At 66.8% G+C, this 20,154-nt stretch carries 13 protein-coding genes; 6 read left to right on the forward strand and 7 right to left on the reverse strand.

Translation table 11 applies throughout. The features are described 5' to 3' along the window. Positions 1 to 5 precede the first annotated feature (5 nt). On the reverse strand, positions 6 to 3,440 hold the full coding sequence (locus AC1DTW_RS16710) for a PAS domain-containing protein (RefSeq protein WP_477982389.1): 3,435 nt from the start codon (positions 3,438 to 3,440) through the stop codon (positions 6 to 8). Between the two features lie 517 nt (positions 3,441 to 3,957). On the opposite strand from AC1DTW_RS16710, the gene AC1DTW_RS16715 reads away from it, so the two are divergent. After that, entirely contained in the window at positions 3,958 to 6,429 is a 2,472-nt protein-coding gene (locus AC1DTW_RS16715; RefSeq protein WP_477982390.1) for a diguanylate cyclase domain-containing protein, read from the forward strand. A 37-nt stretch (positions 6,430 to 6,466) separates the two neighbouring features. On the opposite strand, the gene AC1DTW_RS16720 is transcribed toward AC1DTW_RS16715, so the two are convergent. The 6 genes from AC1DTW_RS16720 to AC1DTW_RS16745 all read right to left on the reverse strand — a co-directional run bounded on the left by AC1DTW_RS16720 (position 6,467) and on the right by AC1DTW_RS16745 (position 14,302). After that, positions 6,467 to 8,014: a 3-hydroxyacyl-CoA dehydrogenase gene (locus tag AC1DTW_RS16720; RefSeq protein WP_477982391.1), complete on the reverse strand. Its 1,548-nt coding sequence runs from the start codon at positions 8,012 to 8,014 to the stop codon at positions 6,467 to 6,469. Beyond that, on the reverse strand, positions 8,011 to 8,799 hold the full coding sequence (locus AC1DTW_RS16725) for an enoyl-CoA hydratase-related protein (protein WP_477982392.1): 789 nt from the start codon (positions 8,797 to 8,799) through the stop codon (positions 8,011 to 8,013). The genes AC1DTW_RS16720 and AC1DTW_RS16725 overlap by 4 nt, the downstream gene beginning before the upstream one ends. A 1-nt stretch (position 8,800) precedes the next feature. Next, positions 8,801 to 10,081 carry a benzoyl-CoA 2,3-epoxidase subunit BoxA gene (gene boxA / locus AC1DTW_RS16730; RefSeq protein ID WP_477982393.1) on the reverse strand — a complete coding sequence of 427 codons (1,281 nt, stop codon included), beginning with the start codon at positions 10,079 to 10,081 and terminating at the stop codon, positions 8,801 to 8,803. A gap of 9 nt (positions 10,082 to 10,090) precedes the next feature. Beyond that, positions 10,091 to 11,518 (reverse strand): benzoyl-CoA 2,3-epoxidase subunit BoxB, encoded by a 1,428-nt coding sequence (gene boxB / locus AC1DTW_RS16735; protein WP_477982395.1) that lies wholly within the window; start codon positions 11,516 to 11,518, stop codon positions 10,091 to 10,093. Between the two features lie 25 nt (positions 11,519 to 11,543). After that, complete coding sequence (gene boxC / locus AC1DTW_RS16740) at positions 11,544 to 13,205, reverse strand: 2,3-epoxybenzoyl-CoA dihydrolase (RefSeq protein WP_477982396.1); 1,662 nt, start codon at positions 13,203 to 13,205, stop codon at positions 11,544 to 11,546. Between the two features lie 101 nt (positions 13,206 to 13,306). Further along, positions 13,307 to 14,302: a helix-turn-helix transcriptional regulator gene (locus tag AC1DTW_RS16745; RefSeq protein ID WP_477982419.1), complete on the reverse strand. Its 996-nt coding sequence runs from the start codon at positions 14,300 to 14,302 to the stop codon at positions 13,307 to 13,309. Positions 14,303 to 14,406: 104 nt separating this feature from the next. On the opposite strand from AC1DTW_RS16745, the gene AC1DTW_RS16750 reads away from it, so the two are divergent. Genes AC1DTW_RS16750 through AC1DTW_RS16770 form a run of 5 tightly spaced genes read left to right on the forward strand, consistent with a single transcriptional unit; the run spans position 14,407 to position 20,153 of the window. Then, positions 14,407 to 14,901, forward strand: coding sequence for a 4-hydroxylaminobenzoate lyase (locus AC1DTW_RS16750; RefSeq protein WP_477982397.1), 495 nt, complete (start codon positions 14,407 to 14,409; stop codon positions 14,899 to 14,901). Continuing rightward, positions 14,898 to 16,466 carry a 3,4-dehydroadipyl-CoA semialdehyde dehydrogenase gene (locus tag AC1DTW_RS16755; protein ID WP_477982398.1) on the forward strand — a complete coding sequence of 523 codons (1,569 nt, stop codon included), beginning with the start codon at positions 14,898 to 14,900 and terminating at the stop codon, positions 16,464 to 16,466. Before AC1DTW_RS16750 ends, AC1DTW_RS16755 begins: the two co-directional genes overlap by 4 nt. Beyond that, entirely contained in the window at positions 16,466 to 18,055 is a 1,590-nt protein-coding gene (locus tag AC1DTW_RS16760) for a benzoate-CoA ligase family protein (RefSeq protein WP_477982399.1), read from the forward strand. The genes AC1DTW_RS16755 and AC1DTW_RS16760 overlap by 1 nt, the downstream gene beginning before the upstream one ends. A gap of 56 nt (positions 18,056 to 18,111) precedes the next feature. Then, complete coding sequence (locus AC1DTW_RS16765; RefSeq protein ID WP_477982400.1) at positions 18,112 to 19,272, forward strand: ABC transporter substrate-binding protein; 1,161 nt, start codon at positions 18,112 to 18,114, stop codon at positions 19,270 to 19,272. Further along, entirely contained in the window at positions 19,272 to 20,153 is an 882-nt protein-coding gene (locus tag AC1DTW_RS16770) for a branched-chain amino acid ABC transporter permease (RefSeq protein WP_477982401.1), read from the forward strand. Before AC1DTW_RS16765 ends, AC1DTW_RS16770 begins: the two co-directional genes overlap by 1 nt. The last annotated feature ends 1 nt before the right edge of the window (position 20,154 follow it).

The raw sequence follows: 20,154 nt of genomic DNA on the forward strand, positions 1-20,154 counted from the left end.
CTGGGTCAGGCGGTGGTGGTTCGCGCCGAGAGGGACCGGCCGTGGCGGGCCAGGGCCCGCCGCAGCTCACTGAGCTTGGGTGGCTTGCTGAGCACCTCGTCGACGGACTCCGGAGTATCTCCATCCGCGACGAGGCGCTGCCCCCAGCCGGTGAGCAGGACAACCGGCGTGCCGGGCGAGATCCGTTTCACCGCGCTGGCGACCTTGCGGCCGTCGACATAGGGCATGCCCAGGTCCGTCAGCACCAGCGAGAAGGTCTCACCCGCTGCCTGCATGGCGTTGAACGCATCGATCCCGGCTTGTCCTCCATTCATCGCGACCACTGCGTGGCCATCGGCCTCCAGCATGTCCTGCAGGGTCCTAAGGAGCAGCGGGTCGTCGTCCACGAGCAGCACGCGCAGTCGCTGCGCCGGTGCGTCTACCGTGGACGGCACAACCGACCCGTCGGATACGACCCCGGCAGGCGTCGGGAACCGTAGCGTGATGGTGGTGCCGTGACCCGGCACGCTGTGGATGTCGATATCGGCCCGGTGTCGCTGCGCGGCGCCGTACACCATCGCCAGCCCCAACCCCGTACCGCGCTCGCCTTTGGTCGTGAAGAAGGGCTCCAGGCAGTGCCGGCGGGTGTCTTCGTCCATGCCGAAACCCGTGTCGAGCACCTCGAGCTGTGCGTGCATCGAGTCGTCGCTCGGGTCCGACGTCGCCACGGCCCGCGTGCGCAGCGTCAGCTCGCCGCCGTCGGGCATCGCGTCCACCGCGTTGAAGACCAGGTTGATCAGCGCCTCGCGGATTTCGCTCTCGACGCCCATCACCTGCGGCAGGTTGGCGTCAAGATCGGTGCGCAGGTGGATCACGATGCCGCGCTGCTGCGGCATGTCGCTCCAGCGCGCGCGGGTGAGCTCCGCGACCTGTTGCACCAGCGGGTTGAGCGACAAGGGTGCATGTGACAGCTGCGGGTCGCGCTGGCGATAGAACTCGCGCATGCGCGCCACCGTGGCGGCCACATCATCGATCGCGCGGGCGATGGTCTGCAGGCTGCTGCGGGCCGTAGCGCTCAGGCCGGGCTCGCGCTCCAGCAGGCTCTCGGTGTACAGCGAGATCGGCGAAATGGCATTGTTGATGTCGTGTGCGATGCCGCTGGCCATCTGCCCGAGCGCGCGCAGCCGCTCCTGCTGCATCACAGCCTGCTGCGTTTGGCGCAGTTCGTCGTACGCGCGCTGCAGCGAGCCGTGCAGTTCGGCCTGCTGCGCGGCCAGCGCGACATGCGCGCTCAGTTGGCGAATGAACTCGCACTCGCCGCTGCTGAACGCGTCCGCCTGCAGGCGCGCGGCGACGAGGACGCCGAACACGCGGCTCTCCGATTGCAGCGGCGCCATGACGAGCGAGCGCAGCCCGCCACGGGCCAGGCGTTTCGGGAAGGGGAAAGCCAGCTCGGCGATGTCCGCCTCATACACCAGGTGACCTTGCACGCAACGCGACAGGCCGTTCTCGTCGATGGGCACGGCCGAGCGCTCGCTCATCGCCAGCTCCATGGCCAGGGCCTCGCTGTGCACGCCCACGCGGATGACCGTCAGCACCTTGTCGAGCGCGTCGTAGCGGCACACGCAGCTGAAGTCGACCGGCAATCGTTCTTCGAGACTGCGCACGGCCACTTGGTAAATGCTCTGCAGGTCCTGTCGCTCGCCGATCGCGCTGGTGATCTGGTCCAGCAGGTTCAGCCGCTCGAGCTGGGCCTGCAGCCGCACTTCGGCTTGCTTGCGATCGGTGATGTCGGTCGAGATGCCGAAAACGCCGTGCACGCTGCCGCGCTCATCACGCAATGGGGCCCTGACCGAGAGATAGGTGTGCGGCCCGTCGTCGAGTGGCATGACCTCCTCTTCGATGACCGGTGCCTGCGCCTCGAGCACGCGCCGGTCCATGGCGCCGACGGCGTCGGCCGTCTCCGCAGGGAAGAGTTCGCGATCGGACTTGCCGATGATGGCCTCATCGCGCAGGTGGAACAGCTCGGTATAGCGCCGGTTCACCAGCAGGTAGCGGCCTTGCGCGTCCTTGACGTAGATCACCGCCGGCGTGTTGTCGATGATCGCCTGCAGCAGTTGCTGGCTCTCGCGGATGGCGACTTCGGCACGGCGTCGCTCGACGACCTCGACCTGCAAGTTTTCAGTAGTGCGGGTGAGCTCCGCTGTCCGTTCCAGCACGCGCTGCTCCAGCTCGTTCGACTGCTGCTGGATCCGCTCAGCCATCGCGTTGAAGCTGTCGCCGAGCTGCCCCAGCTCATCGCTGCGGCTGTCGCCGACGCGGGCGCCCAGGTCGCCAGCACCGATCGAAGCCGCGGCAGCAGTGAGCGCGCGAACCGGCCGCACGATGCCGGCCGCGACGACGAGGCCCACGCCCAGAGCCAGCACGATGATGCCGCCGGCCAACGCTGTCTTCTGCAGGGTCATCCGCTGGATCTGCGCCTCGATGTTGGCCGCGGGTGCCGTGTAGAAGACGGTCCAGGGCACCGTCTGGAAGCGGCGCGCGACGCCATAGTTCCAGGTTTGGTTGACCGGGGCAAAGCCCCTGAAGACCGACAGGTCGGGCGAGCTCGCACGCGAGCGGTCGAACTGGTCGGGGAACGGGCGCACGTCGTCGAGCAGCGTGCGCGTGCGCGTCCCGAAGCGCTTCTCGGCCACCAACTTGTCGATCGTCGCTGCGTCCAGCGCGCCTCCGGGATGAAACACGATCTCGTCGCTGTAGGTATGCGCAATGCGGATGCCCAACGGGTCGAACAGCACCGCGAAGCTGTCGGGACCGGCCAGCCCGTTGGAGGTCTTCACGATGTCCCAGAAGACCTTGGCCCGCACCAGCAGCAGCGCCACGCAGGCGACCTGCTGGTCGGCGCCGCGCACCGGCATCAGGTAGGTGATCGACGGCTGTTCGCCGGCCTCCGCCACCGTGAGGTAGATGTCGGAGACGACCGCGTTGCCCTGCAGGGCGGCGCGCACATGCGGCCGGAACGTCAGGTCAGCGCCCATGACCGCCGGGTTGGTCGCGATCAGCACTTTGCCGGTACGGTCCAGCAAGGCAGCGCCGCCGATGGCCGGGTCGCTCGTGGGAAAGGTGGCCAGCAGGCCGGACATGGCGCCGCGCATCGCGGCCTGCTGGTTCGCATCGCCAGCGCAGAACGCTGTGGTGTCGGGAAAGCGTGCGAGCCGATCCACCGTGCGCTGGTGAGCGCGATGGAAGCTGTCCAGCTCGCGCACCAGTTGGTCGGCACGCGCCTGCAGCAGTTGCTTCATGCCGTCGAGCAGTTGGGTCTGTGTCTGTCGAATGTCGACGAAGGCGCTGATGACCAGCGGCACCAGCGAGGCAAGCACCAGGAGCGTTGCCAGCCTGGTACGCAGGGACCAGCCCGGCAGGCGGAACGGAAACCTCTCGAGTCCCGGTTGTCGCGGCACCTGGTCTCTTCCTTCAATGTGATGATGCGGCCCGGAGTCACGCCAAGCCGCATCGACTACGCGAGCCTTCCCTCGGCGCGATCACCTCTCGCGCCGCCAGGCCCTGCCGGATCCCGTTGCCGTCTCCGGCTCCAACCCCTCGGCCACGCCACCCACGCCCCGGCCTGCCCGCTGCAGCCGTCCATCACGGTCTGTGCGGCACGCAACCCGATGGCTCGGCCATCGCTCAATGCGGCATGGGCAAGCATTGAGCGCGACTATGCGCCGGTGGCGGCCGTACCGCTAGTGTCAACGTTTACAGGTAGGCCCCAATTGCCCGCGGTTTCGATCGTGCGGAATTCGTGCTTGAAGTAGCGGCGTTTCTCGCCGCTATCTCAACGTTCACCTCCCCGGGCTGACGCGTAGCATCTGACCCGAAGGAAGCCCAAGTGACGACGAGAGCGAGCCCGATTGATGGAAGCCCCGAGGGCGGCCAATCGGTCAGGTGTGCCATGCGGCCAGTCGCTGTCGTCCCTTGTTGTTCGAGGTCACGAACTTCGAAGTCGCCGAACCTCGTGCCGTGAAGATCCTCGACGCCTTGCAATTGCAGCGGCCGCGCACTCGGCGCCTCGGCATCCGCTCGCGCTTGTGGCTGCTGGTGCTGGCCCTCGGGCTCCCTTTCCTGGCGTACCTGGCGCTGAACGCCGCCCACGAGTCAGCCATCGAGCGCGAGCGGGCCGGCCAGCAATTGCGCGCTGCCGCTCAACTGACCGCAGCGCGGCTGGACGACCACGTCAGCGACGTGCGACAGTTGCTCGGGACGTTGAGCCACGTGCTCTCTGCGGATGCCGAATCCACCGAGCGCAACGACGCGATACTGCGCAGCATCAGGCCTCAGCTGCCGAAACACATCAACAACGTCACGGTGTGGACGCGCGCGGGCGAGAACATCGGCTCGCTCGACCCTCGGATGAGAGCGGCGCCGTTCAACATCGCGGATCGCGCGTATTTTCAGGCGGCACTTCAAGCGCGGGACCTCGTGGCCGAGGGCCCGATCACGTCGCGCAGCAACGGCGAGTCGATCGCCGTGCTGGCGTTCCCGCTCTTCGACCACGATCAGGTCGCCGGCGTGGTCGCCGCTTCGACGCGGCTCAATCAGGTGCAAGCGCTCCTCGATCCCAGGGGCGAGCTACCGAAGGACACGGTCATCACCGTCATCAACAGCGACGGCATCATTCTGGCGCGCTCGATCGATCCCGCGCGCTGGATCGGCAAGGCCGTGCCGGTTCCGGGCGGGTTCGAGAGCCGGCTCCAACAGGGATCCGGTGTCGCCGAGATCACCAGCATCGACCGCACGGACCGCATCTTCGGCTTCGCCGGCACCAAGGCCCTGTCGTGGCTTGTCTACGTGGGCATGCCGACCGAGGCGGCGCTGGCACCGCTGCGCGCGCGCCTGGTTCAAGGCCTCTCGATCGGCGCCGCGCTGCTCTTGATCGGCCTCGGGCTCGCCGCCTGGGTCGCCGAACAGATCTCCCGCCCGCTGCGTCGGCTCGGCGCTGACGCCGCGACGCTGGCTGCCGGCGACCTGACCCACCGTACGCGCGTCAGGGCGTCGGGCGAAACCGGCCAGCTGGCGGCCACGCTCAACCGCATGGCCGAAGAGCTGGAAGAGCGGACCGCGTCATTGCAGCGCAGCGAACAGCGGCTGCGGCAGGTGACCGACAACCTGCCGCTGCTGATCTCGTACCTCGATCCCGAGCAGCGCTTCCGCTTCGCCAACCAGGCGTATCGCGACTGGCTGGGGGTGGACCCGGCGGCACTGATCGGAACGTCACTGCGCGACCTGTACGGCGAGGAAGTCTACGCATCGGGCGTACGTGAACACGTCGAGGCGGCGCTGCGCGGCACCAAGGTCGTCTACGAACGCACGATGCCCACGCTCCGGGGCGAACGCTATGTGCAAGTCACGGCGGTGCCTCAACACGATGACGACGGCGCGGTGCAGGGCCTGTACGTGATGATCCACGACATCTCGGAGCGCCGCGACGCGGAACTGCGCCAGGCGCGCAGCGAGGAGCGCCTGAGTCTGGCGCTCGAAGGCTCGGGGCAGGCGCTGTTCGACTGGGACATCCGCGCCAACCGCATCTACCACAGCGCCCAGGCCTCGGTCCTCCGCGGCGGGCCCGCCATCGAGACGACCTGCGCCCCGGCCGAGCTGCAGGCCTTCGTGCATCCCGACGACATCGAAACCTTGCTGGCGCGGCTGAAGGATGCCGTGAAGGGAACGACGCCGCTGTACCACGCCGAGTACCGCGTGCGCACGGCATCGGGGGGCTGGTTTTGGTTGCGCAGTCGCGGGCACGTGGTCGAGCGCGATGCCCGAGGCCGGGCGCTGCGGCTGGCGGGCACCGATGCCGACATCAGCCAGCGCAAGGCCACCGAACAGCGCTTGCGCGATTTGGCCGAGTTGGACAGCCTGACCGGGCTGCCCAATCGAGGGCTGTTCCTGGACCGGCTGCAGCAAGGCCTGCTGCGCGCGGCACGCCGCGGTCAACCGATGGCGTTGCTGTTTCTCGACATCGACCACTTCAAGCGCATCAACGACACGCTGGGCCACGAGGCCGGCGATCAACTGCTGAAGGTTTTCGCGCAGCGGCTGGTGGCGGCGGTCCGCAAGTCCGACACGGTGGCGCGCCTGGCCGGCGACGAGTTCACGGTCATCCTCGAAGAATTGCACGATGTGGCGGACGCGCAGGCGCTGGCCGACAAGCTGGTGGCGGCGGTGCGCGAGCCCGTCGTCCTCGCCGGACGGGCCGTGCAGGTGACGACCTCCATCGGGGTGGCCATGAGTCATCCCGAAGAAACCGATGGCGCGGCCTTGCTGCGTCGCGCGGATTCAGCTTTGTACGAGGCGAAGCGGCGAGGTCGGGACGGATGGTGGCGGGATCAGGAAGAGCCGGCTCGCGGGGTCGCAGCGAACTGCGGCCGGCCGTCGCAGGCGATCGGGTGACCGAGCGCGATCGCGCCGCCGATGAAGGCGGTAGTGGTCATGGCAGGTTCGCCTCGGGGAGATCAGCCAGACTCACCCGGCGGCGCAGCCAGGGGCTGACCCGGTAGCGTTCACCTCGATAGTGGGCATCCATCGCATCGAGCACGCGAACCACCTCGTCGGTGCTCCAGGTCGCCAGCCACTCGAAGGGCCCTCGCGGATAGTTGACGCCGAGCTTCATCGCAGCGTCCGCGCCTTCGGCGCTGCAAACGCCTTGCAATACCGCGTCCGCTGCCTCGTTGATGAGCATGGCCAGGGTCCGCGTGACCACGAGACCAGGCGCATCGGACAGTCGCACCGGCACGAACCCCAAGGTCGAGAGCCACGCCGGAGCCTGGCTCAGCCAATCCTGATCCGCACCTTCTGCCACCGCGTAGGCCAATGGTCGAACGGCCTTGGCGTCCGAGGGCGAGGACGGGTCGAATCGATCGAATACCGCGACATTGGGCGTGCGCCGGATCGCGGCCCACGCGCCCGCCGTTCTGCCGTCGGTCAGCACCAGACGCGCAGCGTCGACGGCCAGTCCCGTCCAGGTGGCCGCCATCTCTCGTGCCGGCTTCACCTTCAGCGCTCGCTCCACTCCCGCGGCCAGCCATTCGGCGATCGCACCGCTGCCATGAACGACCGGGCTCGTCGGCGTCGTCGGCGTCGTGGTGGCGTGCAATGGGAGCGGCGGCGCGCCTTCCGGATAGCTGTAGAAGCCCCTTCCACGCTTGCGCCCGAACAGTCCGCCATCGACCAACTCGCGTTGCACAAGTGACGGCACGAAGCGCTTGTCGAAGAAGTTGGCCTCGTAGACCGAATTCGTGACCGCGAAGTTGGTGTCGTGTCCGATCAAATCCATCAGCTCGCACGGACCCATTCGAAAGCCGACTGCCTTCAGGCAGGCATCCAGCGCATTCGGCGCAGCGGCCTGCTCCTGCAGCAACGCGAGGGTCTCGGCGTAGTACGGCCGAGCGATGCGGTTGACGATGAAGCCGGGCGTGCTCCTGGCATGCACGGGCACCTTGCCCCACGCCTTGCCGAGCTCGAAGATGGCATCCGCCACGGCCGGCGAAGTCTGGAGGCCGCTCACCACCTCCACCAGCTTCATCAGCGGGACGGGATTGAAGAAGTGCATGCCGACGAGCCGCTCGGGGTTTCGCAACCCGTTGGCAATGGCCGTCACGCTGATCGACGATGTGTTGGTGCTCATCACCGCATCCGCAGCGAGCACCTCTTCAAGTTGCCTGAACAGTGCGCGCTTGGCCTCGAGCTTCTCGACGATCGCTTCCACGACAAGGGACGCGGACGCCGCAGATTGAACGGAGTCCACCACCTCGATGCGTGCCAGGGTGGCCTGCGCTTCGTCCGCTCGCAGCCTGCCCTTGGTGACCAAGCCGTCGAACGTCGTCTGCAGCCTGAGCTTGGCATCCGCTGCGGCACCTTCGCGCAGGTCGAACAGGAACACCGTGTGTCCGGCCTGCGCGGCCACCTGCGCGATGCCCGCACCCATGATGCCGGCACCTGCGACCAGGACAGGCTTGCCTTGAAGATCCGGCGTCATCGCTTCGGAGTCCAGCGCGCCGGGCGCTTGTCCAGGAATGCGGCGAACCCCTCCCGCGCTTCGTCGGTGCCGCGCACGCGGGCAATCGTCGCGGCCGTCAACTCGCGGACCTCCGGCGTGATCGGACCGACTTCAAGCTGGGAAAAGAGCCGTTTGATTTCGACCTGCGCGTTCGGGCCCCCGGCCAGCAACTGCTGCACGATGGCGTCGACAGACGGGTCGAGTTCGACCGCGGAGACCACCTGTTGGACGAGCCCGATGGCCAGCGCCTCGGCGGCCCCGATGCGCTCGGTCGTCAACGCGAGACGGCGCGCCTGGCGCTTGCCCACGGCGTTCGCGACGTAGGGTCCGATCACCGCCGGCAGGATTCCGAAACGCGCTTCGCTGACGGCAAAGCTTGCGTTGTCCGACGCGATCGCCAGGTCGCAGGCACAAGCCAATCCGACGCCGCCACCCAACGCCGCACCTTGCACCCGCGCCACGGTGGGTTTGGGGCAGGCGTCGATGCGCGCCAGCATGCCGGCGAAGCGACGGGCATCCTGGAGATTCCAGTCCAGCGTGGCCTGGCTGGCGCGCTGCATCCACTGCAGATCGGCGCCGGCGGAGAAGTGCTTGCCTGCGCCGGCCAGGATGATCACTCTGGCGTCGGCCTCCTCCGCCAGCGTCGCGAACGCGGAATCGAGGTCCGCGATCATGGCCTCGTCGAACGCGTTGAAGACGGCAGGGCGCGACATGGTCACCTGCACGACGCCGAAGTCGCGGCGCTCGATGGTCAGCGTTTGCATGTCAATAGGTCTCGAGGTGCAGGCGGCCGTTGCGCTTCAATGCGGCGCTGACGCCTTCCCAGTTCAGCCCCGCGCCTTGCACGATGTCACGCAGCGCCAGCACCACACCTTCCTCCATGCTCTTCAGGCCGCAGACGTAGAAGTGGCTGTCGGGGTCCGCCAGCAGCTTCGCGAGGTCTGCGGCGCGTTCGCGCATCAGATCCTGGACGTACGTCTTCGACTGACCGGATGTCCGGCTGAATGCGAAGTGCGTGTCCATGAAATCTTTGGGCAAACTTTGCAGCGGCCCGAAATAGGGCAGCTCTTCCTTCGTGCGTGCGCCAAAGAACAGCATCAGCTTGCCTCCCTCGAACTTGCCGCTGGCACGCAGGCGCCGGCGCCACTCGGTCATCGCGCGCATCGGCGCGCTGCCGGTCCCGGTGCAGATCATCACGATGTGGCTCCTGGGGTGGTTTGGCATCAGGAAGCTGGCGCCGAAGGGCCCGATGACTTCCACCTTGTCGCCGACCTGCAAGTCGCACATGTAGTTGCTCGCTACGCCGCGCACCGGGTTGCCCTGATGGTCTTCGAGCACTCGCTTGATGGTCAGCGACAGGTTGTTGTAGCCCGGCCGTTCCCCGTTGCGTGGGCTGGCGACCGAATACTGGCGCGGATGGTGGGCGCGGCCGCCGGCGTCGAGACCGGGCGGCAGGATGCCGATGGACTGGCCTTCGAGCACCGGGAACGGCGTACCGCCGAAGTCCAGCACGATGTGGTGCGTGTCGTATTCCTTGCCCACCTGGGTGACGCGCACGTTGCCCGTGACCGTCGCGGTGACGGTCTTCTCGGCGGCCTTGGGTCCGTAGAGGTTGGTATACGCGTGCGCGGCCGACCAGGGCGGGATCTGCGCGCCGAACTGCGCGCTGTTGAACGGCGCGTCGCCGCTCGCGGCCACGACCGACACGGCCGCTTCGGCAACTTCGACCGCCGCGGCGTCCGGGCTCACGCCCGCCTCGGCCAGTTCCGCCGCGCCGAGTTCGGCCGGCAGCTCGTCCCAGCCGAGCTGTTCGTCGATGCTGTAGGCACGCGCCTTGGGCATCAAGCGCCAGTTGTCGATCGAACCCGTGGGACACGGCGAGATGCATGCCATGCAATGGTTGCAGACCTCGGCATCGACCACGTAGTTGTTCGAGTCGTGCGAGATCGCATGGACCGGGCAGGTCACCTCGCACGTGTTGCAGCGGATGCAGATTTCCGGATCGATCAGATGCTGCTTGATGACCTTGAGCTCGGAAACGTCCATGGTTTCGGATCAGTTGAAGCGAACGTACTCGAAGTTCGCCGGCTGGCGGTTGATGCCCATCACCGGGGGCGCGATCCAGTTCGCGAACTGACCCGGCTCGACGACGCGTCCCATCAGGCCGCCGACATACGCGCGATCCGCCTCTGTCGGGAGCCAATCGCCGACCTTGGCCTTCCACTCCGACTCGCCCACCACGCGGCCCTCCGGCGAGACCTTCACGCCGGCCAGCGCGCCGATGTTGCGATGGAAGGCCTTGTGCGGCGCCGTCAGCTTGAACGGGATGCCGGCCTTCTCGATCACCTTGTTCCAGCGGCCCACGCCGGCCACGCTGTCCTTGATGTAGTCATCGCGCAGCACTTCGTTCAGCGCGTTGAGCATCGGCACTTCCTTCTCGACGAGCTGGCCGTTCTGAACCTGCAGCACGCGGTAGGTCTGCCCGCGCAGCTGGTGGTCATCGGCGCGCTTGCCCTCCTCGTACCGCCCCTTCAGCCCGGTGCTGTAGAACGTGGCGGCATTGCTGCTCTCGTCGGCGCCGAAGAGGTCGATCGTGACGCTGAAGTGGAAGTTCAGGTAGCGCTGGATGGTCGGCAGGTCGATCACGCCGGCCGCCCGGAGCTTGGCCGGGTCGTCCGTCTTCAGCTCGTTCATCGCCGCACAAGTGCGCGAGATGACGCGGCTGATGCCCGACTCGCCGACGAACATGTGGTGCGCTTCTTCGGTCAGCATGAACTTGGTCGTGCGCGCCAGCGGGTCGAACGCGCTTTCGGCCAGCGCACAGAGCTGGAACTTGCCGTCACGGTCGGTGAAGTACGTGAACATGAAGAAGCTCAGCCAGTCCGGCGTGGGTTCATTGAAGGCCTGCAGGATGCGCGGGTTGTCTTCCTGACCGCTGCGGCGCTCGAGCAGCGCTTCGCCTTCCTCGCGCCCGTCGCGGCCGAAGTACTTGTGCAGCAGGTAGACCATCGCCCACAGGTGGCGGCCCTCCTCGACATTCACCTGGAACAGGTTGCGCAGGTCGTACTGGCTCGGGCAGGTCATGCCGAGGTGGCGTTGCTGCTCGACGGATGCCGGCTCGGTGTCGCCCTGCGTGACGATGATGCGGCGCAGGTTCGCGCGGTACTCGCCGGGCACGTCTTGCCACGCGGCTTCGCCGAGGTGATCGCCGAAGTGGATCTTGCGGTCCTTCTCACCCGGGTTCAGGAAGATGCCCCAGCGGTAGTCGGGCATCTTCACGTGACCGAACTGGGCCCAGCCCTCGGGGTCGACGCTCACCGCGGTGCGCAGGTAGACATCGAAGTTCTGCGAGCCGTCGGGGCCCATGTCGTCCCACCAGGAGAGGAAGCTGGGCTGCCACTGCTCGAGCGCGCGCTGCAGCGTGCGGTCCTCGTTGAGGTTGACGTTGTTGGGAATCTTCTGACCGTAGTCGATGGTGGACATGAGAGTCTGCTCCGGTGATTTGCTGTTAGACGCGGTTCCAGTCGAAGGCGGCCTTGTCGCCCTTGCCGTAGACCTTCAGCGCGCCCTTTTCGCCGACGGCGTTCGGGCGTTGGAAGATCCAGTTCTGCCATGCGGTCAGGCGGCCGAAGACCCGCGTGAACATGTTCTCGGGGCCGTTGAAGCGCAGGTTCGCCTCGAGGCCGGTGAGTGCATCGGGGCTCATCGCCACGCGCTCCTCGATCGCGATGCGGGTCTCGTCTGCCCAGTCGATGTCGTCGGGGTTGCTCGTGACCAGGCCGAGCGCGAAGGCCGCGTCGGCGTCGAGCGCCTGGCCGACCTTGGCACGCACCGCATCCATCGCCGGTGCTTCGTCGTAGAAGCGGCGCTGCAGGCGGCTTTGGCCGGTGATCATCGGATACAGGCCGAAGTTCGCTTCGCCCACCGCGACCTTCGGGGCACGGGCCGTGTCGTCGGGCAGCGCGAGGTGGTAGATGCGGTCGCAGGCCAAGGCAAGCTCCAGGAAGCTGCCTGCAAAGCAGGAGCCCGGCTCGATCAGCGCGAACAGGCTGCGTGACGAGACATCGAAACGGCCGAACGTGCGGCGCAGCAGGCCGATGGTCTCGCGCACGAGCCAGTGGTCCTTGTGGGCCAGCAGCGTCGCATCCATCGCGAATACCGCACTGGCATCGCCTTCGGTCTTGACGAGCCACGTGCCGATGTCGAGCTCGTTGGTGCGCATGTTGAGGATCGCATCCTCGAGCTGTCGCGCCAATTGCAGCGGGTACCAGGCGCTGCCGGCCACTTCGATCGCGGCGATGTCGGCGGGCTGGGCGCCGGTTGGCGCCTTCACGGTGAACACGGCCGTGCGCTTGGCACGGTCGATCTCGACGATCACGTGCGGGTAGCGCAGCGCGTCGGCTTCGACGCGGCAATCCAGCGGGGTCAGATCCACGCCTTTGGCATCGGCGGGACGGTCGCTGCCCGCAGCGAGTTGCAGCGCACGCTCCTGGACCTTCGCGGCGAACTGCGCCGGCTTGGCGATGTCGTCGACCAGGCGCCAGGCCTTGGCCTTCTGGCCGCGAACGCCTTCGACGCTGGTGCAGAACAGGTCGGCCAGATCGTGGCGGACCTTCTTCTTGTCGGTGACGCGGGTCAATCCACCGGTGCCCGGCAGCACGCCGAGCAGCGGCACCTCGGGCAGGCTCACGGCGCTGCTGCGATCGTCGACCAGGATGATCTCGTCGCAGGCCAACGCCAGCTCGTAGCCGCCGCCCGCGCAGGCGCCGTTGACGGCGGCGAGGAACTTGAGGCCGCTGTGGGCGGAACTGTCTTCCAGACCGTTGCGCGTCTCGTTCGTGAACTTGCAGAAGTTCACCTTCCAGGCGTGCGAGGACACGCCGAGCATGAAGATGTTGGCGCCCGAGCAGAACACCTTCTCCTTGGCGCTCGTGACCACCACCGTGCGCACTTCGGGGTGCTCGAAGCGGATGCGATTGATCGCGTCGTTGAGCTCGATGTCGACACCGAGGTCATAGCTGTTGAGTTTGAGCTTGTAGCCCGGCCGCAGGCCTGCGTTCTCGTCGAAGTCCGCGGCCAGCGTCGCAACCGGGCCTTCGAACTTGAGCTTCCAGTGGCGGTATTGCGCGGGGTTGGTCTGGTAGTCGACGCGAGGGGCGGCTTGACTCATGATCTCTCCAGTGGTGCATAAAAGTGCATGCATCGTCGATGCGTTGACAAGCACTTTAGTGCATGTAATCCGTCTGCGTCAAGCAGTTTTTTGCCGTCTTTCTACAAAGCCAGTGCGCTTCGGACCAGCCGACGCAGCGCTTCGAAAGTCTGCGGCAGCGGTGCGGCACTCGTGTCCAGCCGGAACTCGGCCTTCGAGTAGAACGCAGCCCGCCCGGCGAGGATCCCTTTGAGATCTTCCATGGCTTCTGCATTCCCCGCCATCGGGCGCAGGTCGCCCTGGGCCGCGACGCGGCTCATGTGATCCTCCGCCTCGGCCTGCAGCCAGACCGTCGTGCAGTGGGAGAGCAGGAGGTTGAAGGTGGCCGGATCCGACACCAGCCCGCCCGGCGTGGCAATGACGGCCTCGGGGTAGATCTGGATCGCCTCCTCCATCGCACGGCGCTCGTAGCGCCGGTAGGCGTTCTGCCCGTACAGCGCCTGGATCTCGTTGATCGAACAACCGGCGAACTTCTCGATCTCGCGGCTCAGTTCGACGAACGGGAAGCCGAGGTCTTCGGCCAGCATCCGCCCCAGTGTGGACTTGCCAGCCCCACGCAATCCAATCAGTGCCACGCGGGAACTGCGCAGAGTCCGGCCGCCGGCGTGCGCCCCGCCCGTGCCCAGCAACACGCCGATCGACTCCCTGACGCGGCGCAGCGTGGCGTCGTCGCAGTTTTCCAGAAGCTCGCGGATCATCAGCCACTCGGGGGAGCGCGTCGTCGGGTCACCGAGCAACTCCGCCAGCGTGCACTTCAACGCGTGGGAGACCTGCAACAGCACGAGCACCGACGCGTTGCCGAGCCCATATTCCAGGTTCGCCAGATGACGCTCCGAGACCCCGGCGCTGGCGGAGAGCGCCTTGCGCGTCATGCCGCGCCGGGCCCGCAGGGCGCGCACCTGCTCCCCCAGCGTGACGAGGAAGGGGTGCTTCGATCCCTCCTCGGCGGCGAATCCATCGAAGGGCGCCGCTTCGCGCGCGCGCTCCTTGGCTGAAGCAGCGGCCGGCGAGTCCTCGCTAGGGGTTAACGCGAGTGCTTGCACTATATTGCTTGACATGGCATTGCAGTGCTCATAAAGTTCCTGCAGGCACAATACTGCACCTTTGGCTGGTTGGCAAGTCTGAACCGGGTCGGTGCGCTCTCGAACAGCGGAGATCAACCATGCCGACGATACCCACACCGACGCCGGAACGCTTCAAGTCTCAGTTGGCGGCCCTGGCCTCGCAGATTGCGGGCAAGCCGCTCGATGCGGAACTGGACACCTGGCTGAACCATGAACACGGCCCCGAGAGCGAAACCTACGCCGCGTTGAAGGCGTCGTGCGAGGCGGGTGTCGCGGCGGGTTGGCTGTGCGATCGCGAAGGCGCAGGCATTCGCTACGGACGCATCTTCAAACCGTGCGACGAGTTGCAGGGCTTCTCTGTCGACGTGGTCGACATGAACGAGATCGTCGGCCCCCACCATCGACACCCGAACGGGGAGATCGACCTTGTCATGCCATTGACGGGCGAGGCGCGTTTCGACGGTCGGCCGGCCGGCTGGGTCGTCATGGCGCCGGGAAGTGCTCATCGCCCGACCGTCAGCGGCGGCCGAGCCCTGGTTCTGTACCTGCTGCCGCACGGCGCGATCGAGTTCAGCGCGAGCGCAAAGCCATGACCGAAAAGCTGGAGAACCTCCTCGGCGGTCGTTGGCGTCCGGGAACCGGGCGCGGGACCTCGCTCGTCGATCCGGTGCTCGGCACCGAACTCGTGTGCGTCGATGCGTCCGGCCTCGACCTGCGCGCCGGCTTCGAGTTCGCCCGCGTTCAGGGCGGTGCTGCGCTGCGGGCGCTCACGTATCGGCAGCGCGCCGCGATGCTGGGCGCCGCCGTCAAGCTGCTGCAGGCGAAACGGGACGACTACTACGCCATCGCGACGGCCAACAGCGGCACGGTCAAGAACGATTCGGCGGTCGATATCGACGGCGGCATCTACACGCTGTCGACCTACGCGAAGCTGGGCGACGGGCTCGGCGACCGGCGCCATCTGCTCGACGGCGAGGCGACCCGTCTCGCGAAGGAGCCGGTCTTCCAAAGCCAGCACATTCTCGTGCCGAACCGCGGCCTGGCGCTGTTCATCAACGCGTTCAATTTTCCGAGCTGGGGCCTGTGGGAGAAGGCGGCACCCGCGCTGCTGTCGGGTGTCCCGGTGGTCGTGAAGCCCGCCACCGCGACCGCATGGCTCACGCAGCGCATGGTCAAGGACGTGGTGGACGCCGGGATCTTCCCCGCAGGGGCACTGTCGGTCGTTTGCGGAAGCTCCGCAGGCCTGCTCGACGCGCTGGAGCCGTTCGACGTCGTGTCGTTCACCGGCTCGGCCGAGACGGCCGGCATCGTGCGGGATCACCCCGCCGTGACCCGCCGCTCGGTGCGCGCGAACATCGAGGCGGACAGCGTCAACAGTGCACTGCTGCTGCCCGGCTCGGACAGCGAAGCGCTCGACTTGCTGGCCAAGGAGGTGACGCGCGAGATGACTCAGAAGTCCGGACAGAAGTGCACGGCGATCCGTCGCGTGCTGGTTCCGGAAGGCCTGTACGCGCAAGCGGCGCAGGCCATCGAAGCGCGCCTGCTGAAGATTTCCGTGGGCAACCCGCGCAACGAATCGGTGCGCATGGGGGCGCTGGTGAATCGTGCGCAACTCGTCTCGGTGCGCGAAGGTCTTGCCCGGCTGCGCACGCAGACCGAAATGCTGCACGACGGCGCCACGCATGGCCTCGTGGACGCCGACCCGCAGGTCGCTTGCTGCGTCGGTCCGACCCTGCTCGGGACGCGCGACGCCGCCGGCAGCGATGCCGGCGCGCTCGTCCACGACATCGAGGTGTTCGGGCCGGTGGCGACCCTCGTCGCCTATCGAGACCTGCCGCATGCCCACGCACTGGTTCAGCGTGGGCAGGGCTCGCTCGTCGCATCGCTGTACGGAAGCGACGCGCACGCGTTGGCCGACGCGAGCCTGGCGCTCGCCCCGTATCACGGCCGCGTCCACGTCATCAGCCCCGACGTTGCTGCCCACCATACCGGCCACGGCAACGTGATGCCTCAGTCGCTGCACGGCGGCCCTGGCCGTGCGGGCGGCGGGGAGGAGCTTGGCGGACTGCGCGCGCTGGCGTTCTATCACCGCCGCGCGGCGGTGCAGGCGAGCACGGCGGTGCTGGCCGGACTGAATCGGACAGACGGAGACAACTGATGGCCCACGCTGTTCTCGATGCCGTCGCCCCGCTGGGCGAACACTTCAACTTTGCCCAGTACCTGCTGGAGCTCAATGCCGGACGCGCCGACAAGGCGGCGTTCGTCGACGATCTTGGCACGCTGAGCTACGGCCACCTGGCGGAGCGCGTCGGACGCATGGCCGCCGGTCTGCGAGCGCTGGGTCTCAAGCGCGAAGAGCGGGTGCTGCTGCTGATGCACGACTGCAACGATTGGCCCGTCGCCTTCCTGGGAGCGATGTACGCCGGCCTGGTGCCGGTGGCCGTGAACACGTTGCTGACGGCCGACGACTACGCCTACATGCTCGAGCACAGTCGCGCGCAAGCGGCGCTGGTGTCCGGTGCGTTGCTGCCTGCACTGACGAGCGCCCTGGTCAAGTCGGACCATGAAGTGGTCAAGGTGATCGTGTCGCGCCCGATGGCTCCGCTGCACCCCGCCGAGATCGAGTTCGATTCGTTTCTCGGCACTCACCTACCCCTGTCCAAAGCCGCGCCGACGAACGCCGACGACCCCGGCTTCTGGCTGTACTCGTCCGGTTCGACCGGTCGCCCCAAGGGGACGGTTCATTCGCACGGGAATCCGTACTGGACGACCGAGCTCTACGGAAAGCGCGTGCTGGGCCTGACCGATCGCGACGTGTGCTTCTCCGCCGCCAAGCTGTTCTTCGCCTACGGCCTGGGCAATGCGTTGAGCTTCCCGATGAGCGTGGGCGCCACGGTGATCCTGATGGCCGAGCGGCCCACGCCCGAGGCCACGTTCAAGCGCTGGCTCGGCGGCACTGGCGGCATCCGGCCCACCGTGTTCTTTGGGGCGCCCACCGGCTTCGCCGGCATGCTGGCCTGCCGCGACCTGCCCAAGCGCGGGGAGGTCGCGATCAGGCTCGTCTCCTCGGCCGGCGAGGCGCTGCCTGCGGAGATCGGCGAGCGCTTCAAGGCGCACTTCGGCATCGACATCGTCGACGGCATCGGCTCGACCGAGATGCTGCACATCTTCATCTCGAACCGGCCCGATCGGGTGCGCTACGGCACGACAGGCTGGCCGGTGCCGGGTTACGAGGTCGAACTGCGCGGCGACGATGGCGGTCCGGTCCCCGACGGGGATCCGGGTGACCTCTACATCCAGGGTCCGTCGGCCGCGATGATGTACTGGGGCAACCGCGCCAAGACGCGCGAGACCTTCCAGGGCGGCTGGACCAAGAGCGGTGACAAGTACGTGCGCAACGGCGACGGCAGCTACACCTACAGCGGCAGAAGCGACGACATGCTGAAGGTCAGCGGCATCTACGTGAGCCCGTTCGAGGTGGAGGCCACGCTGGTTCAGCACCCGGCCGTGCTGGAAGCGGCGGTCATCGGAAAGAACGACGCCGAAGGTCTCGTCAAGACGAAGGCCTTTGTCGTCTTGAAACCCGGTGCGGCGGCCGACGAGGCCGAGCTGAAGGCCTTCGTGAAGGAGCGCCTCGCACCCTACAAGTACCCGCGGTTCATCGAATTCGTGCCCGACCTGCCGAAGACGGCCACCGGCAAGATTCAGCGCTTCAAGCTGCGCGCGATCGAGGCCGATCGCAGCTGAACCGATCGGTGCGCTCGGAACAGTCCTTCATTCAAAGATTCCACAGGAGACAACCCATGCAGTTCACGCGCCTCGCCATCGCCACCGGCCTCGCCCTGAGCGCTTCGTTCGCTCACGCGCAAGCCGGCGGCAAGCTCAAGGTCGGCTTCATGCTCCCGGCCACTGGAACCTTCGCGTCCCTGGGCAGCGCCATCGAGAACGGGTTTCGGCTCTACGTGACCGAGCAAGGCGGCAAGCTGTCGGGCCGCGAGATCGATTTCGTCAGGGTCGACGATGAGTCCGACCCGTCGAAGGCCACCGACAACGTCAACAAGCTGATCAAGCGCGACAACGTCGACGTGCTCGTCGGAACCGTGCACAGCGGGGTCGCGATGGCGATGGCCAAGGTCGCGAAGGAGACCGGAACGATCCTGATCGTTCCGAACGCCGGCGCCGATGCGGTGACCGGGCCGATGTGCGGCGCGAACATCTTCCGGTCGAGCTTCAGCAACTGGCAGCCGGGCTATGCCATGGGCGAGGTGATGGCCAAGAAGGGTCACAAGAACGTCGTCACCATCACGTGGAAGTACGCGGCCGGCGACGAGAGCGTTCGAGGCTTCAAGGAAGCCTTCGAGAAGTCCGGCGGAAAGGTCGTGAAGGAGCTGAGTCTGCCGTTCCCCAACGTCGAGTTCCAGGCACTGTTGACCGACATCGCATCGACCCGGCCCGATGCCGTGTACACGTTCTTCGCCGGAGGCGGTGCCGTCAAGTTCGTCAAGGACTACGCCGCCGCCGGCCTGAAGAAGAGCATCCCGCTGTATGGCGCGGGCTTCCTGACCGACGGCACGCTCGAGGCCCAGGGCGCGGATGCCGACGGGGTGCTCACCACGCTGCACTACAGCGACAGCCTGGGAACACCGCGCGACAACGCGTTCCGGCTGTCGTATGCGAAGGCCTACAAGCTGCAGCCCGACGTGTATGCGGTACAGGGCTATGACGCGGCGCAGATGCTCGCCGCCGGCCTGACCGCCGTGAAGGGCGACATCGCGAAGAAGGCGGAATTCGCCGCCGCCGTCGAGAAGGCTCGCATCGACAGCCCCCGCGGCGCATTCACGCTCAGCAAGAGCCACAACCCGGTGCAGGACATCTACCTGCGCCAGGTGTCCGGCAAGGAGAACAAGCTCGTCAGCGTCGCGAGCAAGGCGTTGGCGGATCCCGGCCGCGGTTGCCGTCTCTGATGGACCTCGCCACCTTCCTCATCCAGTGCCTGAACGCGTTGCAGTACGGTCTGCTGCTGTTCCTGGTGGCGAGCGGATTGACGCTGATCTTCGGGATCATGGGCGTCATCAACCTCGCGCATGGCAGCTTCTACATGATCGGTGCGTACATGGCGTTCGCCTTGTCGCCGGTCGTGGCGTCTGCTTTCGGCGGCGGATTCTTTGCCACGCTGCTGGTCGGCGCGGTGCTCGCCGTCGTGCTCGGCTACGTGCTGGAATGGGCCTTCTACAGCTACCTGTACGAACGTGAACACCTGCAACAGGTGCTGATGACGTACGGGCTCATCCTGATCTTCGAAGAGCTGCGCAGTCTGGTGGTGGGAGACGAGGTCCACGGCGTGAATGCGCCCGACATCTTGTCCGGCACGCTTCCGCTCGGCTCGATGATGACTTACCCCGTCTACCGCCTGTTCATCTCCGGCGTCTGCATGGCGCTGGCGCTCGGCATGTACCTGGTGTTCACGCGCACGCGTCTGGGAATGATGATCCGCGCCGGCAGTACCAACCGGGAGATGGTTCAGAGCCTCGGTATCGACGTCAAGTTTCTGTACCGAGTGGTGTTCGCGGCGGGCGTCGCGATCGCGGCGCTGGCCGGCATGGTGGCCGCGCCGGTCAGCAGCGTGTACCCGGGCATGGGCAGTTCGGTCCTGATCATCTGCTTCGTGGTCGTCGTCATCGGCGGCATCGGATCGATTCGTGGCGCGCTGCTCGCTTCGCTGCTGATCGGCTTCGTGGACACCTTCGGCAAGGTGTTCGTCCCGCAAGCAGCCGGTGTGCTTGTCTATGTGCTGATGGCCATGATCCTGCTGATCAAGCCGGCCGGCCTGTTCAAGGCGGGCTGAC

The organism is Rhizobacter sp. P5_A1 (genome assembly GCF_056400745.1).

What these genes read in the sequence shown, in the direction of transcription:
- AC1DTW_RS16720 (WP_477982391.1), bottom strand. Translation starts at nt 8,014, where the DNA reads ATGACGCCGGATCTTCAAGGCAAGCCTGTCCTGGTCGCAGGTGCCGGC.
- AC1DTW_RS16725 (WP_477982392.1), bottom strand. Translation starts at nt 8,799, where the DNA reads ATGCAAACGCTGACCATCGAGCGCCGCGACTTCGGCGTCGTGCAGGTG.
- boxA (WP_477982393.1), bottom strand. Translation starts at nt 10,081, where the DNA reads ATGGACGTTTCCGAGCTCAAGGTCATCAAGCAGCATCTGATCGATCCG.
- boxB (WP_477982395.1), bottom strand. Translation starts at nt 11,518, where the DNA reads ATGTCCACCATCGACTACGGTCAGAAGATTCCCAACAACGTCAACCTC.
- boxC (WP_477982396.1), bottom strand. Translation starts at nt 13,205, where the DNA reads ATGAGTCAAGCCGCCCCTCGCGTCGACTACCAGACCAACCCCGCGCAA.
- AC1DTW_RS16745 (WP_477982419.1), bottom strand. Translation starts at nt 14,302, where the DNA reads ATGTCAAGCAATATAGTGCAAGCACTCGCGTTAACCCCTAGCGAGGAC.
- AC1DTW_RS16750 (WP_477982397.1), top strand. Translation starts at nt 14,407, where the DNA reads ATGCCGACGATACCCACACCGACGCCGGAACGCTTCAAGTCTCAGTTG.
- AC1DTW_RS16755 (WP_477982398.1), top strand. Translation starts at nt 14,898, where the DNA reads ATGACCGAAAAGCTGGAGAACCTCCTCGGCGGTCGTTGGCGTCCGGGA.
- AC1DTW_RS16760 (WP_477982399.1), top strand. Translation starts at nt 16,466, where the DNA reads ATGGCCCACGCTGTTCTCGATGCCGTCGCCCCGCTGGGCGAACACTTC.
- AC1DTW_RS16765 (WP_477982400.1), top strand. Translation starts at nt 18,112, where the DNA reads ATGCAGTTCACGCGCCTCGCCATCGCCACCGGCCTCGCCCTGAGCGCT.
- AC1DTW_RS16770 (WP_477982401.1), top strand. Translation starts at nt 19,272, where the DNA reads ATGGACCTCGCCACCTTCCTCATCCAGTGCCTGAACGCGTTGCAGTAC.